The sequence below is a fragment of the Paenibacillus amylolyticus genome, assembly GCF_051136285.1.
Taxonomy (GTDB): domain Bacteria; phylum Bacillota; class Bacilli; order Paenibacillales; family Paenibacillaceae; genus Paenibacillus; species Paenibacillus amylolyticus_F.
Window position 1 is genome coordinate 3,093,610 of sequence record NZ_CP194938.1, and the last position, 17,211, is coordinate 3,110,820.

Genomic DNA, 17,211 nt, shown 5'->3' on the forward strand with positions numbered 1-17,211 from the left:
CATGGATGCGAGCATCCACTATCGGCATTTCCAATTTTGCTAAAATTTTAATGAAACACACCTCCATCAACTTGGCGCAACCGCTCCAGCTCAACCCAATACAAAATACACACGAACGATGGATGAAAATAACAAAAAAGAGCCACTGCTTTAAGCAGTGACCCCTTTTCAAACCAGAGACCCTTTCGAGACTCTCTCATGCAAATTCATAACAATGCTACTCACTTCAATTTCGAATTTCTCCAAAACTTAATTGCCACACGGATGCTTTCACACCTTCAATGCTTCATCATTCGAATTAAATACCAGGAATCGCATTACGTTTGTGATGTGTCCGTGTGTAGAAGGACTCCAAACGCTCTTGCGCAGCCGGATCAATCTGCTTGCCTTCAAGGTAATCACTGTTTGCCTCGTATGAGATGCCCAGCTCGTCCTCATCGGTTTGTCCTTCCCAGAGTCCAGCAGAAGGAGCTTTGTCCAAAATAGATTGCGGCACCTTCAAGTAAGCAGCGAGCTGACGTACCTGACGTTTGTTCAGCGTGCTCAGTGGTGTGATATCCACGGCCCCGTCGCCCCATTTGGTGTAAAAACCTGTAATCGCTTCGGATGCATGATCCGTACCCACTACCAGAAGGTTTTCTTCAAAAGAAAGTGCATATTGCATCACCATACGTGTTCTTGCTTTTACATTCCCTTTGCCTTGGTGAGTCATATGGCGCGGACTGCCGAGCGCTTTGAAGCCCTGCTCTACTTCCAGCGCAATTTCATTCACGGCCTCTTCAATGTTCGTTTCTACCACATGTTTGAGATCATATGCCTTGGCTACAGCGTAGCTATCCTGAATATCCGCTTGCTCTCCATAAGGCTGGAACACACCCAGCGTTTTGTACTCTTGATTGTTTTCTGCAGTCAGCTCGTCCGTTGCTTGTTTGCAAAGGGCTGTAGCCACTGCACTGTCAATACCGCCGCTAATTGCGATTAGCAGTCCTTTGGTACCGGAGTTTTTTACATACGTTTTTAGAAAGTCCACACGCTTGCGCACTTCCTCGGCTTCATTAATACTCGGTTTAACCTTCAATTCAGCGATGATCTGTTGTTGCAAACTCATCGTTCATACACCCCGTTTCTACAAAGATAGGATTTTGATGCCCCATTTGAAAGGTATTTTGGATGCTTGGCTTAAAAGGTATTTTCTTGCAAGCTTGAAAGGTTCGAATGGTTCAATAACCTGATCTGTCCAAAATGAAACGCCCCGGCATCGGTCATCCGAAGTGCGGGGCGTCCTATGGAGCGAATTAACGGCAGTAACGTTCAAATGCACTTGTCAGGTCAGCCGCGATTTCCTCTGCAGAACGATCTTCCACTTGGTGACGCTCGATAAAGTGAACAAGTTCTCCGTCTTTCAATAACGCGATGGACGGTGAGGATGGAGGATATGGCGCAAAGAATTCACGTGCTTTCGCAGTAGCTTCCTTGTCTTGACCCGCAAATACCGTATAGAGGTGATCTGGTGTTAGATCGTTCTGAAGTGCCTGAGCAACCCCTGGACGACATTGACCAGCTGCACATCCGCACACAGAATTGATTACAACCAGTGCTGTTCCTTTGGCATCCGGCAAGCTTGCTTCAACCTCTTCCGGTGTGCGCAGCTCCTGGATTCCCAGACGAGTCAGCTCATCCCGCATCGGCTGAACCATATCTCTCATGTATTGATCAAATGACATCGACATTCAGTTTCACTCCTTATAATGGTTGTTCTATGATCTCGATTGAAAATGTAGAGGACAATAGCTAGACACAAACGAATGCGTCCATATCGAAAAAAATGGATACACGTTGTGCTATTCCTATTATACATCCCCATGCAATGAAAGCAAGGTTCAGACAACACCTGCGGAACAGCTTTCTCTCTCTTATTATGGCTGCACGTCTGGCAAAATATGCTGACGTTCTATCGCTGGAAGGCAACTTTGAATGTCGTTCCTTGTCCTTCTTCCGATTCGACCGTAATTGTGCCGTTATGTCGCTCAACAATGCTCAGGCACATCGATAATCCGAGCCCGGTACCTTTTGCTTTGGTTGTATAAAAAGGCTCAAACAGCTTTTCCTGCTTCACCGGAGGGATACCAGGCCCCGTATCGTGTACACACAACTCCACCTTGTCATCAATTATCCGGGTTTCCAAGGTAAGCACACCTTTTTCAGTCATGGCTTCCATTCCGTTACGAGCAAGATTAAGTACAACCTGTTTGATTTCTTTGGAATTCAGATGCAGCTTCGGCACATTATGAGCCAGCATAAGCTCGATGCTCTGACCACGAAGATTGGCATCTGCCCAGAGCAACGGACTCAGTTCATGAATGATATCATGCAATTGCGATTCTTCTTTCTCCGCAATACGATTCTGAGCCAAAGACAGAAAGTCATTGATGATGCTATTGGCTCTGTCCAACTCCTCCATAACGATCCGGTAATAATGATCGAGGGACTCCGGGCTCTTTTCCTGCATTAACTGAAGAAATCCACGTACCACAGCCATCGGATTACGCACCTCATGTGTAATACTCGCCGCCATTTGCCCCACCAGGCTCAAACGATCCACATTATCCAGTTCACTGCGCAGCATCTCAAGCTCGGTAACATCCTGAATGATGATCATTACTCCTGAAATTTCCTTTGAGCCATTCGCCGAATACGTATAGATTGGCACCGTTCGGGATAGAAATACATGCGAGACGTACCGTACTGTCAGCACATTCACTTCACCATGCATAACTGCCTGATGAATGCCATGTTCCATTTTCTCCGCCTGTTCCTGCTCTACAAATTGACTCGCGTGCTGCCCAATCAGATTATGAGCCGATGTACAAGGTAGCTGTTCTTTGGCCGTCTGCTTCATCAGTTCGTTCACAAACACAACTTTCCCTTCGACATCCACCGTAGCTATGGAAAGAGGAACCGCATTCAAAATTTGATGCAGCTTCTCCGTTTCGGTCAGATAATGGTGATGCACCTCGGAGAGATGCTGCTCCATTCCACGATAGTGCTTCATCCGCTCCAGCCACAACTGGCTTAAGCTTCCTGCAGCCAGTCCACCTGCAACATATCCAAATGCCGTCAAAATCAGATAAACCTTGGCATATGTTGTATCCGGATATACGGAAATCACCCATAATAGACTTGAAACAACCAGCTCAGCAGTGATTAGAGCGATGACTACACCCATTTTGCGGGAATATGTATTGTGCTTGAATCGTTTGGCAGACAACCATACAATAGGATAGAGAAGAATCCCCGTATGAAGGAGAAATCCGTATAGATTATAGGGATGTGCCAAGAGAAAATAGAAGAGAGTATGTAATAAGGACAAGGCCGCGCCTATGTGTACTTTACAATATAGAATGGCAAGTGTAAGCGGGATAATGCTCAAAGATATAGAATCAGTCCCCGAACCTTCAGATAACGCAAAAAGCAGGCAGAGCAGCATGCTGAGTATACTTGTTGCCGCAAAACTGAAATTCACCTTACCTGCATGATCTATTCGCATGACCTGTTGTTTGGAGAGTCCCAGATACAATAAGGGAATCAGGAATACTGCCGATCCGGCCAGCAGTACTTGTAAAAGAATGTCCTTTAACGCAACCACAACGTCATCTCCTCCTCTGCCTGCACATTCCCTCATTAATTCTGATTAAAACATAGGCGACAGTTTATTACAATATATCGCTTAAGGCTACAAAATAGAACACCTGACAACCCTTCTGATTTCAGAAAAGGGCACAAGAAGACAATGTCTATAAAAAACAGACAAAATCAATCAAAAAGAAGGTAATCATTAATGTATGACGTTATCGTAATAGGCGGCGGATCCGCAGGTCTGATGGCTTGTGTGGCAGCTGCTGAGCACGGAGCATCTGTGCTGCTGCTGGATAAAGGAGATCAATTGGGCCGCAAACTGGGCATCTCCGGCGGAGGTCGCTGCAATGTAACAAACGCAAAAGAAACCGATGAGCTCATTCGCCATATTCCGGGTAACGGGCGTTTTTTATACAGCTCGTTTCAAAATTTGGATAACCAGGGCATCATGCGTTTTTTTGAAAATCTCGGCATTGCCTTGAAAGAAGAAGATAATGGCAGAATGTTCCCTGTCACCGATAAAGCCAAAACAGTTGTTGATGCGCTCGTGGGTAAAATTGTCTCCCTTGGCGTGGAGATCCGTACCAAAGAACCCGTCAAAGAACTTGTTCAGAACGGTCAACAGGTGCAAGGTGTTAAGCTGGCCTCAGGCAAAATCATTCATGGTCGCTCCGTCATTATCGCAACGGGTGGCAAATCTGTGCCGCAAACCGGTTCCACCGGTGACGGATATCCCTGGGCTGAGGAAGCTGGTCATACCATCACAGAGCTGTATCCAACGGAGGTGCCGATCATATCTGGAGAGAGCTGGATTCAGTCCAAAGAGCTGCAGGGTCTGTCTCTGCGTGACATTGCACTGTCTGTGCTTGATGCCAAAGGTAAAACGGTCATCTCCCACCGGGGAGACATGCTCTTCACCCATTTTGGCGTATCCGGCCCGGTTGCACTGCGTTGTAGTCAATTTATTCGCAAGGTTCAGATGAAGTCCGGGAGTACACAAGTCACGATGAGCATCGATCTCTTCCCTGACCTTACCCTTGCTGCGCTGGAAGCACAGGTCAAGCAAGGACTGGAGCAAGAGTCGCGCAAGGCTGTGAAAAACAGTTTGAAAACATGGGTGCCTGAGCGTCTGATTCCCTTATTGATGAAACGTGCCGAGATTGGGGACGACCTCACATTCCACCATTTTCCGAAAGGTATGTTAAGTCATCTGTGCGAGCTAATGAAGTCCTTCACCTTCCGCGCAGACGGCACAAGATCCCTTAAGGAAGCCTTTGTGACCGGGGGCGGAGTTCACTTAAAGGAGATATACCCTAAAACGATGGAATCCAAGCTGCTGCCTGGACTATTCTTTTGCGGCGAGGTGCTCGACATTCACGGTTACACTGGCGGTTATAATATTACTGCTGCCTTCTCCACAGGATACACTGCTGGCATGAATGCTGCTGAGTACAGACATGTTAATGCGTAGGTAATTTGACGTTTTGCGTTTTACGTTTATCGTTGGCGTTTTACGTTCTGCGTTTGACGTTTGGCGTCCATGGTCGGGGGCAAGTGCCTGCGCTAACGATCACCACAAGCCTTATTTCGTGGAAATTCATCTCTTTTAAATTCTAACGATCACCAGGAACGCTATTTGGCACAAAACCGATCGTTTCAGAGTCAAATGATTCATTTGTGCCAAAATAACATCTCTGGTGATCGTTACATTTCGAAACATCCCCAAATGGAGCAAATAGCGTTCCCTGTGATCGTTAGAAAATGTTCAGATACAGCGCTAGCCAATGGGACACTCATTTAACCCGCATCATAGACGTACGCCAAAAAAAGGCACCCACATGTCATCATCCATGACCAGACGGGGTGCCTTTTGCTTTCCTTAATACTTTTTACAACTCCAAGGTAAGTTCCAGATGAACCCTGCAGTTTACTGCGACAGGTACGGGGGCTTTTACTCGTGTGCGTAGTTCTTCCTTAAGCCTTGACAGTTCTTTCTTATGCCTTGACGCTGCCGGAGAATCCATCCGCCGAGTCATCATAGACAGGATCATCGCTATAGTTATGTTCGCCCTGATCTGCGCCTTGATCTACGCTCCGCCCGGCATTCATCGTCTGATTTCCACCACGTGCGTAGCCCTCGTTCCAGTCCTCGTTCACCAGGTGAGCGGGAATAGATACATTTTGAAACAGATCCAGTTCATCCACTGAAGACGCAAACACAGCACTTCCTCCATGCGCTTGCACAATCTCAACAGCGGATTGCGGATCTTGGCTATCCGTTGGGATATATAATTCAAGTGGTGCAGATTGATATGGCTTATAGCCTAATTCCTCCAAAGTTGCTTTTGCCACATGCAGTGCCGAAGGATCAGAGAAATGCACTTGAAGCTCACCGTTATCCATCATGCTCAACTTCTCCTCACTATAGATATTTCTCTCCTCAGTCCGTGAACCCCCTTGAGACTCAAGACATCCTTGAATAAAGACATACATAAACAGGATACCCTTAACATTCATGAGATTCACAAAACCTTTCTTCTATAGCATGGGCAGGAAACATATGTGCTATGCGCTTCCGGCAGAAAAATCCTTTCAAGCATGTTTATGCAAAATCATGCCCGGGTCTGTCTGATCCAGCCTGCCACGGACACTGCAGCATAACCAAATGCCGCCGTGCATGCAGCAGTCAGAAAACCGACAAACCAACCTAACCAAAACACTCCCATGACATAACCCATCAGCGCAACGAGTGGGAGTAGTAACATGCGCACCATGATGGAGCCTGCCTTATGAAGCGCAGCAGAATCATACGTGACAAGCTGGACATACTCCGAAGTTGCCAACCCATCCCAAGCACGGTACAACATCACGGTCAGCATAATCACCAGTAAACCGCACACGATGACATTAACCGGAAACGGTGGCAGAGCTACCGCTACAATAGACAAACTACCCAACTGCAAAATCAACTTCAACGTCTCGGAATTACGAAAAAACGCTTTGAATGCAATCTCTGCCGTTCGATTCGGAATGGAGCGTTTACGAAATAATTTGCGAGATTTGCGAAAAATGATCGTACGTGTCTGTGGAGACTTTGGTTTTTTCACAGCCTGGCTCAACATCAGTGCAGTTAACCGCAGCCTGCTTCGCAAACCCTCCCGCACATCTCCTTCAAACGTGCCCTTCATATGCAGTCTCATTTGTATCAACGTAATGAGTAGCAGCAGAACCGCTGCAATACTCAGCATGGTTTTCCACGTATACGAGTCTCCAAGCATCCACGTTGATATGCGAATTGTCGTCCATCCCATGGCAATCACAAGTGAGGTCAATGAAAGCCAGCGCCGCCACCCTGTATAACGAACTTTAATCATATGTATAGCAATGACTTGAACTGACGCCGCAGTCCCTAGCCAGATACTTGTCAGCACGATCTGTAATAGAGACATGTCATACACACGAACGAGTAGCGGTGCAACAAGCGCGGTAATAAGCATCATTTTTCCGAGTTGTAATATGGTCACCCGCACAAGCCCTCGCTTCATCAGTGTTCGCATCCACACCCTTCTGGATTTCAGGAACAATACATCCGCTTCTTCGATAAAAAGCAGAACTCCACCCGTCAGGATGATTAATTCGATAATCCCCGTTAGTAAAGGTAATGATATGCCGCCGCTTGCCCATGCTGGCAACGCTTTTGTCCACAGACTGGCGTAGTAGCCGATAAAATATAACATTCCTGGAACCAGCAGATATAACCACACCGTCCAGTCCACCACAAGCTTCAAATTACGCCACTGTTCCCGAACATGCTCTTTCTGTCTTCTCTGATATAAAAGATGCGGTGTATAACGTTTGGGTTCTACCATCAGTTCTCTCCTTCCTTCAATTCAATGTCAGCGTATCAAAACAATCAAATAAAGACGCTTCCGGCATTCCCGCCGTAGCACGAATTTCATCCAACGTTCCTTCCGCAGCCGATCGGCCAGAAGCAATCAGAATGAAGCGGTCACAGATCCGCTCAGCCGTATCCAGCACATGGGTAGACATTAACACGCCTGCCCCGCGGCGGCGCTCATCATCAAGTAACTTTAGAAAATCCTTCGTTGCGCGCGGATCTAAACCGATAAATGGCTCGTCCACAATATAGATATCCGGTGAGGAGAGAAATCCGATCATGAGCATCATTTTCTGACGCATGCCCTTCGAGAAACTGGCTGGGAGATCATTGCGGACATGATCCATGCCAAATCGGATTAAAAGCTCCTCCGCTCTCGCCACAAATACCTCTTCTTCTATTTCATATGCTGCAGCAGCCAGATCAAGATGCTCCCACAAGGTCATGTACTCGTAAAAAACAGGCTGTTCGGGAATGTAGGCGTAACGCCCTTCTCCTCCAATCGTTACATCATAATCGGCATGTTCCAGGAGGCCGAGCAATGTCTTAATGGTTGTACTTTTACCCGCGCCATTAGGCCCGATAATGCCAACCAGTTCTCCCGGTGCGACGTGCATCTGAATATTCCGGATCGTAGACTGGCCTGGTGCGTAACCTGCTTCGCGAATATGTACGTTCAAGATGGGATTGGGTAGAGTTTTTTCTTCCTGCGATGTGCGCTGCATGGCTTAACACTCCTGTTCTTATCCTTTTTTACATAATGAACTATTTATATTGTAAATGAGTTTTGGGTATCATGTTTGATCAAATTGAGCAAAAAGTGGGCAAACCAAAACAATAATTCATTCCCCCCCATTATATATGGATAAATAATAAAAAAAGAAGCAGGGGTTCCGGAGCCCCTGCTTCTTTATGTTACAGTGAAAAACTCATATTATCGCTTGCTCTCCACCTTGGTCATCGTTTCGCTTTCTGCATCCGCATTAGCGTTCAGACCCAGATCCAGCTTGCCACGGTTTTCGCTGGCATAGCTACTGCTTGCGTTACGCTCACGGTCATTCACATTACTGTTGCGTTCGGATTGAGCCATGGTTGCACTCTCCCCTTCCGCTTTCGCGTTCAGACCCAGATCCAGCTTGCCACGGCTTTCGCTGGCATAGCTACTGCTCGCGTTACGCTCACGGTCATTCACGTTACTGTTGCGTTCGGATTGAGCCATGGTTGCACTCTCCCCTTCCGCTTTCGCGTTCAGATCCAGCTTGCCACGGCTTTCGCTGGCATAGCTACTGCTCGCGTTACGCTCACGGTCATTCACGTTACTGTTGCGTTCGGATTGAGCCATGGTTGCACTCTCCCCTTCCGCTTTCGCGTTCAGACCGAGATCCAGCATGCCACGGCTTTCACTTGCATAGCTGCTGCTTGCGTTGCGCTCACGGTCGTTCACGTTACTGTTGCGTTCGGATTGAGCCATAGTTGCACTCTCCCCTTCCGCTTTCGCGTTCAGACCCAGATCGAGCATGCCACGGCTTTCGCTGGCATAGCTACTGCTCGCGTTACGCTCACGGTCATTCACGTTACTGTTGCGTTCAGATTGAGCCATGGTTGCACTCTCCCCTTCCGCTTTCGCGTTCAGACCGAAATCAAGCTTGCCACGGTTTTCGCTGGCATAGCTACTGTTCGTGTTGCTGTTGCGAGCCTGACCGTTTCGTGAATACTCGTTCATCGTTGCTGCTTCTCCCGACACATTGGCATTCAGACCGAGACCTAGTTTGCCAGAGCTACTGCGCTCACTTGTAACGTCCGAAGATTGGTTATTGTAACGGTTCATGTTCTCGGCGGATACACCGGCATTCAGTCCCAGATCCAGGTTTAATGCTCCGGTTGCACTGGAGGACCCATTATAGCTGCCAGTATTCCCGTAACCAGCGTCACGTTGTCCTGATAACAATGATCCCAGTTCCAGACGCAGACCTGCATTCAGATCCAAATTACCGCTGCTGTTGCTGTTATAGCTATCTGCATATGTTGCCTGCGAAGCCCCCAGCAATCCAGCTACCAGCGTACCCGACAATACCGACAATTTTACCCAACGATTCACTTTTTTCATGATAATATACACTCCTTCTCAATTTTGGTTGAATTAACGCCATTGTTGTTTATGAGAAAGAGGTATATTTCGGCGGCTGACCTGGTGGTGCTTGTGACCACTGGCTGAAACCATCCAAACGTTCCATGTCAAAAGCAAAATCATAACCCGGCATCACCAGACTTGTTATCGCCAAAGGCAGTGCTACGGCCGGAACGGATGCTCCGCCTCCTGTCACACCGGATGAACCGGAGCTTGTACCTGTAGAGGTACTCGTTGCAGAAGGAGATATTGCCATTACAGACCAGTTTGCCGGTCGTTCTGTCCGTGGTTGCCATGGTGCAGAGGTTTTATCCTGCTTTTCAAGTAATGCCTGATCCGCATTCAGATTTTCCTGACGCTGGTTCAGACCCTCCTGCTTCACAGGCACAACCGGAGAAACAATGGGCTCTTTTAGCAAACCGGGAGTGATCTCACGATCAATCACCTGACCTGTAACCTGTACTTCATCCCGTGCCGTGGTCTGTGCACTCTTCTTGCCCTGAGACGATGGTGAATCAGATGCCTGCACAGCACGAGGTTGATTTGAAGAATTCGCGGGCTGCTCCGGTTTCATAACCGGAAGTTCGCTCTTCACTTTTCCACGATCAACACCAGGTTCAACTTCCGCGGTTACACCCGCAGCAGGTACGTTCGCGTCCACCGTTGGAAGCCGTACCTTGCCTTCGCTCAGGTTCACCCCTGATGTCGAGACATCTACTGATGTAACTTCAGGCACATCAACTTTTACGGAAGGCAGTTCAACCTTGCCTTGCCGCAGATCAGTTTGAATAGCAGATGTCTCTGCTTTAATGACCTTAGGAACCTCGGCTTTAATACCCGGTAAGGAAGCTGTTCCTTCCTGAAGATTCACCTGACTGCCGGACACATCTGCTCGAATGACAGGCGTGTCTGCTTGTACAGAAGGAAGATCAACTGTCCCTTGTTTCGCATCGATGCCAATCTTCGATGTTCCTGCCGATCCAAGCGGTGTATCGACCTTAAGCTCAGATACACTTATCTTGCCAGTAGATGCATTCGTTTGGATCGAAGGAACTTCTACACCCAGCAGTGGTGTGGATACCGATAGGGATGGAGTCAGATCAAGACTGCCCTCTGCATCACGTGAGAACAGGTTCAGTGACAATCCGCTGGACGGTTTGTTTGAACCCGCCTGATTCTGAGCATCATCTGCATATACATGCGATGAAGCAATGCCCATAACCAACGTTCCGGCCAGAATGGCTAACGAGATGCTTGCCAGACGTGTAACCGATCTGGGTAATTTCCTTTTTAAGTTCAAGTTGCTTCACCCCCTTTCCGCGCTAGCGTTGGTGGGACAAGGCATATGAGTTTTCCCCTAGGATTAATTAGAATACAGGGATTTCTGCCTGTTCCTCATTAAACATGAAGGCGTTCTCTCAAACGATTTCCAGTAAAAACATTTTAAATTTAAATTAATTTCCGCCTTCATGCTCAACTATTCTTTCAAAAAACAAACCGACCTTACGACACCTCTCCGGGTGCTACAGACTGTGCCGGAATACCAACTTCCATATGTCCCGTCTTGGCTCTTGGTTTCTTCAACAAATACAGGACTCCCAGCAGTGTCAGCAGAATGCCTGAACATATAAATGCCGGAATAACCCCAAACGAAGTGACAAGCAATCCGCCTGTAACAGGACCGAGAATATTGCTCGTTGTCATCACGCTGCCTACGGTACCAAATACCCTGCCTGTCATCGGTTCAGGGGTCTGTTCTTGCAGCAGAATCTGAAAAGGCACTACTGCAAACCCGATGCCTGCACCTGCCATGGCAAACAGCGAAATAAGAAGCAGCTGTGCACCCATTCCTGCTGATGGCCATACGCCAACAACTAACCCAGCCGTGCCGATCACGAGACCTGTTACAGCGGTACCCAGCCCCATTTTTAACCCGTGGCCCGCTGTTTTCCATTTCCGGACACTCATCGCAGCGATTAACGTTCCGACACCACTTGCCGCAACACACCATCCAAGCAGATCACCCGAAATGCCGGGAAGTTGTCTGAATAAGATGACAGTCTGTGAATCGGCAAATTGTAGAAACAAAATTGCAGCTGCCAGCAAAAGAAGTGACGTCCCTACGCGAGGAAGGGAAGCTAGCATACGGATGCCCTCAAGCGTTTCTTTCCAAAAGGATTGTTTTACCCGAGTCGATCCTGCTGTCTCTTCCTCTACTCCTGTTACGTCAGAATCCACCCGTTGGATCACCCGATGTCCGGGAATCCACAATAAAATAATGCCGGAGATCAGAAATGATGCCGCATCCATCACAAAACACCACGTGATCCCAAACCCGGCTACAAGTAATCCGCCCAGTGCCGGACCGATTATTTTGGACATCTGTTCAATCACCGAACTAATGGACACCGCTTGGGCAAGCTGGTGATGTGGTACAATTTCTTTCAGCTTGCCGTTCTTCGCAGGTGAGAACATGACATCAAATAGAGATTTTAGAATAAGCAACACATAGATATGCCAGATCTGATCTGCAAAAATAAATGCTCCCACGATGATAATCCGGGCACCATCGGCTATAATCATCAACCATTTTCGGTTCAAGCGATCTGCCAAGGCACCAGCAAATGGCCCAGTGAGCAAAATTGGCAAAGCTGCAGACAGCGTGACAAAAGTAATCTCCCATGGTGTTGCATTCCAGCGAAGCCCCACCAGTGTGAGAATCGCCAACAGGTGCAGCCAGTCCCCCAAGTTGGATATCGCCTGAGATATCATCAATGTAACGAAAGCACGATTTTGTTTCAGTTCCCCTTGTCCCTCTACTATGGAATTGGTCATCCCTCTTCTCCTCCATCATTTTCCGAATGTTTAATATGATAATGATTATATAAAAGAGTCTTTGGTAGAACCTCCTGCCCGAGACGGAGATGAAAAACACCCCCAGGATGATTTTTTTGTTTTTTCTGCATCCCTGCGCTCTAATCCATTTGGATGCTTAATTAAGAATATGTATTATAAATTGTGGCAATTGATCAAATTTTAAATGCTAAAAATGCAAATCTTGTGACATATCGCATGTTTTTCACCAAAATAGAGGTCTACAATGAACATATGGCGATCCTTTGATTCGTCAATTGATATAACGATCCAACTCATATAAGTTGATCTGATCTTTACCTAAACGCTTTATATAAGTTTAACTACTATTTACACAGTAACGGAGAGGACAGAAAAAACCTGAAGAAGCGAAGCGTTCGCCTTTATCACCGGATTTTCCTTTTGAGAAAAGGGAATCGAAAAATCTGGGGATAACAGCGATTGGAAGGTTATTCTGTCATTGGAGTGAACGGGTAAATTAGCCTTAGTTCAAGCTTATACAGCAAAGAGAAACTTTCAATCACGTCAACTTATATAAATACACTGAAAGGCGGGATCAGCATGCTGGAATTACAAGAGATCGGGACAGAACGTTCACTTCATCTGTACCGCACCCTGGCTCATACGTTCAAAAGTGTGAATGAACACGCTGTATCTGGAAGTAAAGTACATGGTTTTAACCCGACTGCCTACGGAGTGCTCGAAGTGTTATATATGAAAGGAGCACAGCCGATCCAGCAGGTAGGGGCCCAATTGCTTCTGCAGAGCGGCAATGTCACTTATGTCATTGATAAGCTGGAGCAAAAAGGACTACTCTGCCGCAAACATTGTCCACAGGATAGACGTATCATTTTTGTTGAACTGACCGAAGAAGGTCAGCGTACGATGGATGATATCTATCCGGGTTATGCAGTCAAAATTGATCGTGCGGTTAGTGGTCTGAGTGAAGAAGATAAAGAACTGCTATCCGAGCTGCTGGCCAGACTGGCTCATGGTGCAGAAAGTCTGTCAGCGAGCAGCTAGAATTGATTTAAGCTGTAATAAGACATAAAAAGAAAAGACCAGATTAGTCTCTAATTAAGGCTTATCCGGTCTTTATTTTTTTTGATTTCCAACCAGTGAGCCCCTGCCCGCAAAACATATTGCCAGCTTAGAAAGATCAAAGTGAGGATAAACATCTGGCGAATGGCCCCCATGTAAAGAAACGTATTCCCGCGAAACACAAAGACAGAGAACAGAACACCGCTTAATCCTGCTAACAGAACATAACCAATCATTCTTGATACAACTGGATGGATTCTCCACCTAGCTCGTTGCGCCACAGATATGGATACAGCATCCGTCAAGAGTGACAGTGGAAGAATAAGAAAAATGACAATAGCCAGATAAATCAGCAGGGTGATAAGTAATGAATACCAGAGCGGAGAATAGTACGTATTATCCATTCGCTCGGCTACAGGTACATATTTAATGAGAACAGTGATGACAGAGATTGAAATACAGGCCAGCAATGCTGACAAGATTCGCACACAAGGGGCAACAGACCGCAAGACAACTAGCTTTGATTTGCTCAAGTCGAATCGTCCTCCTTTTTCTAGTTCATCCTACTAAACCCATTATAATATAAAAAGCAGCTGATATTCAGCTGCTTTTTTAGAACATAGCGATGATATTCTATTCGTGCATTCCATTACTTGGCCTCGCATTTCTTCCCTCTACTCTGCTACTCAGTTACTTCTGCATGGCTTCCACTTGTGGCGGAGCATCTGCATCCTCGGGAACGATCAGTCGTTTGCGCAAAGCTAATGTAATGACCCACGAAACAATAGCAATAACAAACATAATGACAAACAAGGAATGCAGGCTGCCCTCCAGCACACTGCGCAGTAGCGCCCACTTCTCGTTCGATAAGGCTGCATCCGTATGCGGTGCAAGCAGTTCATTTAAATCCTTCTCGGAAATACCTGACGCCGCCAAATTTTGTTCACTCGACAGTGCCGAGATGCGGAAGTTCAGCCACGTTCCAAATGCTGCTGCACCAATCGTCTGGCCGAGTGTACGCATGAACGTATGCAATGCCGTTGAAGAACCGCGCTCTTTATACCCAACAGAAGACTGGGCAATGATGGTGAAGATCGTAAAGGCAAAACCGAACCCTAGCCCATAAATAAAGGTCAAAATAAACAGTACGACCTGCGGAGAAGTCCCGCCAACCAAGAACAGCCCACCCGAACCAACGGCGATCCCGGTAAGTCCAATTAATGTGGTCAACCGTGATCCGATCTTGAGCAGCAGCCGGCCAGCCAGCACGCTACCGATCAGCCAACCAACGGACATCGGTGCAAGCAACAACCCGGACTCCGTTGCATTGCCTCCGCGAACCCCTTGTACCCAGAGCGGCAGATAGCTGGTTAAGCCGATCATCAAGGTACTGGTCAGCAGGCCGGCGATATTCGCCACCCGGATGTCCCGGATACGGAACAGATGAAGTGGAACCATCGGGGCCTGAGCTTTTTTTTCCACCACAAAAAACAAAATGATAAACAGCACAGCAACGATGCTCAGTGCCACAATCAATGGAGAACTCCATGCGTAATACTGCCCACCCGCCGATAAAACAAAGAGCAAAGCGGTAATACCAACGGTGAAGGTCAACGCTCCCATATAATCAATTTTGGCCGTGCGTGGTGAGATATCCTCCTTCAAATAACGGAATACAAACCACATCGCAAGCAAACCAAACGGCACATTAAACCCGAAAATCCACTGCCAACCGAGGTTGTCCACAAAATAACCACCGAGCAGCGGGCCGACGAGAGACGAGATGCCCCATACCGAGCTGATCCAGCCCTGGATTTTGCCACGTTCCTCAATACGGTAAATATCCCCGATAATTGTAAAGGTAACCGGCACGACAGCTCCTGCCCCAATCCCTTGAATGGCACGGTAAATGATCAGTTGCTCCATATTCTGCGAAAGACAGCATAAGAGTGATCCCAGCAAAAATAAAGCACAGCCGATAAGGAAGACCGGTTTACGTCCATACAAGTCACTGATTTTGCCAAAAATCGGCGTACTGACTGCCATCGTGAGCAGATACGCCGTAAAAATCCAGCTCAGCAGCTGCACGCTGCCCAGTTCGCTGACAATCGTCGGGCCAGCCGGACCGATTACGGTACCCTCAATCGCGGACAGAAACGTTGCCAGCAGCAAACCAGCGAGAATAAAACTACGCTTCAAACCACCTGTTGTATTCACACAAACCCTTCTCTCTTTTTCTCTTTAGTCATTTAAGATGAATATTATTTACACGTCCACTCCAAGCCAGAACAATCTTTCGATCGTTGTTACCCCCGGATTTTTTGAACTGTTTATGATAGAGAAAATCCCGGTGGTAAGCCTATGCTTCCGATGTAGCTTTCGTGCCGAAAGCTTTCAGACGAACGCTCCGCTTCTCCAGCTTTGTTCTGTCTCTACGTTATCTTACTACCTTCTCTTGTTGCGAAGAAATTCATCATATAATAGCGAGTACATGACCATGTCTTTGTACCCCGTGGACGTATGCTGCACCTGGCGTAGCAGACCCTCACGTGTGAAGCCCTGACTTGTCAGGAACGTGCCCGAAGCTGCATTGCGCGGGTCCACAAGTGCTTCAATCCGGTTCAATCCCATCGTCTCATAACCAAAGGGTAGCAGCGCCGTGAATGCCTCGGACATATATCCGTAACGCCAGTACTCACGGCCAAGCTCATATCCGATCTCACCGCGAAATGCACCTTCCAGCTGCCATGTGTTGAATCCGCAGCTCCCGATTAACTTGCCGGTAGCCTTTAGTTCAATGCCCCACCGAATGGCATCCTCTTCCCCTGCCATATGGTTCAGCAGCCCGATCATATCCGCTGCCTCGCTTGTCCCGATCATCGGTGCGAGGTTCATATACCGCGTAACCTCCCGGTCTGACCAGTGTACGAACATCTGGGCCGCATCCTTGCGACGCATTTTGCGCAAACGAAGCCGCGCAGTCTCAAGCTCCGGGATTCTTCCTTTACATTTATACATCAACTGACACTCCGATCCGATCCTTCTCTTGCAGACCATAAGATTCATTAGCCATCTAACCATAACCTGCACCAATTGGCAACCGTTCACTCTTCCGATCATATCAAAAAACCGGGCGCATCCGCTCCCGGCCTTGATGTAACTATGAATCCACCAGCACAGGTTGTCCTGTTTTATGCCGAGGGTCATTCCTTTTTTTTGCTCAGCTTCTCGCAAAACTGGAGATGAGAAAGCTTTAAGCCGGAGATGCTTTCTTGCCTCCAGCAAGCAATTCCTCGCTTACCCGTCCAAGCACAGCAACAATTTCTTTATACTCCTCAATGCCTGTCCCGGTCAGACTCCACTGGTCTCCATGGGCAGTCAGGAAGTTCTCTTGCGTCAGGTGTTCAAGCTCCTGCTTGATCTCACGCTCACCCACGCGATATCCTCGCTCTTCTAACATAGGCAGTGCATCGCTTACGGTTAAATCCTCATTTTGGGCAAAATATAGAAGATGAATTCGTACAAATAGGTTCTGTACTTCTGCATGCATAAGCTAAGCTCCTTCCAGGGTTATAGCCCTTCTTGGTTGCTAAGTAATTACCCCGTGAAAGTACCAGAGAAACAGGCTCCTGCT

At 47.4% G+C, this 17,211-nt stretch carries 15 protein-coding genes; 2 read left to right on the top strand and 13 right to left on the bottom strand.

Going from position 1 to position 17,211, the window contains the following annotated elements; all coding sequences use genetic code 11:
• Positions 1 to 298: 298 nt before the first annotated feature.
• The 3 genes from nadE to ACR8BL_RS13480 form a co-directional block, all read right to left on the bottom strand.
• Positions 299 to 1,108, bottom strand: a complete 810-nt coding sequence (gene nadE, locus ACR8BL_RS13470; protein WP_434748145.1) for an ammonia-dependent NAD(+) synthetase — start codon at positions 1,106 to 1,108, stop codon at positions 299 to 301.
• Positions 1,109 to 1,295: 187 nt separating this feature from the next.
• The gene (locus tag ACR8BL_RS13475; RefSeq protein ID WP_090924929.1) at positions 1,296 to 1,730 is read right to left on the bottom strand and encodes a BrxA/BrxB family bacilliredoxin; all 435 of its coding nucleotides are present in this window, start codon (positions 1,728 to 1,730) and stop codon (positions 1,296 to 1,298) included.
• A gap of 221 nt (positions 1,731 to 1,951) precedes the next feature.
• Positions 1,952 to 3,646, bottom strand: coding sequence for a two-component system sensor histidine kinase NtrB (locus tag ACR8BL_RS13480; RefSeq protein WP_434748146.1), 1,695 nt, complete (start codon positions 3,644 to 3,646; stop codon positions 1,952 to 1,954).
• Positions 3,647 to 3,838: 192 nt separating this feature from the next.
• Between ACR8BL_RS13480 and ACR8BL_RS13485 the strand changes: the two genes are divergently transcribed.
• Entirely contained in the window at positions 3,839 to 5,107 is a 1,269-nt protein-coding gene (locus ACR8BL_RS13485; protein WP_434748147.1) for an NAD(P)/FAD-dependent oxidoreductase, read from the top strand.
• A gap of 524 nt (positions 5,108 to 5,631) precedes the next feature.
• Here the strand turns inward: ACR8BL_RS13485 and ACR8BL_RS13490 are convergent.
• The 6 genes from ACR8BL_RS13490 to ACR8BL_RS13515 all read right to left on the bottom strand — a co-directional run bounded on the left by ACR8BL_RS13490 (position 5,632) and on the right by ACR8BL_RS13515 (position 12,497).
• Positions 5,632 to 6,042: a hypothetical protein gene (locus ACR8BL_RS13490; protein WP_434748148.1), complete on the bottom strand. Its 411-nt coding sequence runs from the start codon at positions 6,040 to 6,042 to the stop codon at positions 5,632 to 5,634.
• 206 nt (positions 6,043 to 6,248) lie between these two features.
• Positions 6,249 to 7,505 carry an ABC transporter permease gene (locus tag ACR8BL_RS13495; protein WP_434748149.1) on the bottom strand — a complete coding sequence of 419 codons (1,257 nt, stop codon included), beginning with the start codon at positions 7,503 to 7,505 and terminating at the stop codon, positions 6,249 to 6,251.
• 16 nt (positions 7,506 to 7,521) lie between these two features.
• The gene (locus tag ACR8BL_RS13500; RefSeq protein WP_434748150.1) at positions 7,522 to 8,259 is read right to left on the bottom strand and encodes an ABC transporter ATP-binding protein; all 738 of its coding nucleotides are present in this window, start codon (positions 8,257 to 8,259) and stop codon (positions 7,522 to 7,524) included.
• 209 nt (positions 8,260 to 8,468) lie between these two features.
• Positions 8,469 to 9,641, bottom strand: coding sequence for a hypothetical protein (locus ACR8BL_RS13505; protein ID WP_434748151.1), 1,173 nt, complete (start codon positions 9,639 to 9,641; stop codon positions 8,469 to 8,471).
• 49 nt (positions 9,642 to 9,690) lie between these two features.
• Complete coding sequence (locus tag ACR8BL_RS13510) at positions 9,691 to 10,962, bottom strand: hypothetical protein (RefSeq protein ID WP_434748152.1); 1,272 nt, start codon at positions 10,960 to 10,962, stop codon at positions 9,691 to 9,693.
• 203 nt (positions 10,963 to 11,165) lie between these two features.
• Positions 11,166 to 12,497: an MFS transporter gene (locus ACR8BL_RS13515; protein WP_434748153.1), complete on the bottom strand. Its 1,332-nt coding sequence runs from the start codon at positions 12,495 to 12,497 to the stop codon at positions 11,166 to 11,168.
• Between the two features lie 600 nt (positions 12,498 to 13,097).
• Here ACR8BL_RS13515 and ACR8BL_RS13520 point away from each other — a divergent pair.
• The gene (locus ACR8BL_RS13520) at positions 13,098 to 13,559 is read left to right on the top strand and encodes a MarR family winged helix-turn-helix transcriptional regulator (protein WP_434748154.1); all 462 of its coding nucleotides are present in this window, start codon (positions 13,098 to 13,100) and stop codon (positions 13,557 to 13,559) included.
• Positions 13,560 to 13,609: 50 nt separating this feature from the next.
• On the opposite strand, the gene ACR8BL_RS13525 is transcribed toward ACR8BL_RS13520, so the two are convergent.
• The 4 genes from ACR8BL_RS13525 to ACR8BL_RS13540 all read right to left on the bottom strand — a co-directional run bounded on the left by ACR8BL_RS13525 (position 13,610) and on the right by ACR8BL_RS13540 (position 17,127).
• Positions 13,610 to 14,110 carry a hypothetical protein gene (locus tag ACR8BL_RS13525; protein ID WP_434748155.1) on the bottom strand — a complete coding sequence of 167 codons (501 nt, stop codon included), beginning with the start codon at positions 14,108 to 14,110 and terminating at the stop codon, positions 13,610 to 13,612.
• Between the two features lie 157 nt (positions 14,111 to 14,267).
• A complete protein-coding gene (locus ACR8BL_RS13530; protein ID WP_434748156.1) occupies positions 14,268 to 15,776 on the bottom strand; it encodes an MDR family MFS transporter in 1,509 nt (502 codons plus the stop codon).
• A gap of 246 nt (positions 15,777 to 16,022) precedes the next feature.
• A complete protein-coding gene (locus ACR8BL_RS13535; RefSeq protein WP_339835182.1) occupies positions 16,023 to 16,595 on the bottom strand; it encodes a GNAT family N-acetyltransferase in 573 nt (190 codons plus the stop codon).
• A gap of 235 nt (positions 16,596 to 16,830) precedes the next feature.
• The gene (locus ACR8BL_RS13540; RefSeq protein ID WP_434748157.1) at positions 16,831 to 17,127 is read right to left on the bottom strand and encodes a hypothetical protein; all 297 of its coding nucleotides are present in this window, start codon (positions 17,125 to 17,127) and stop codon (positions 16,831 to 16,833) included.
• Between the last annotated feature and the right edge of the window lie 84 nt (positions 17,128 to 17,211).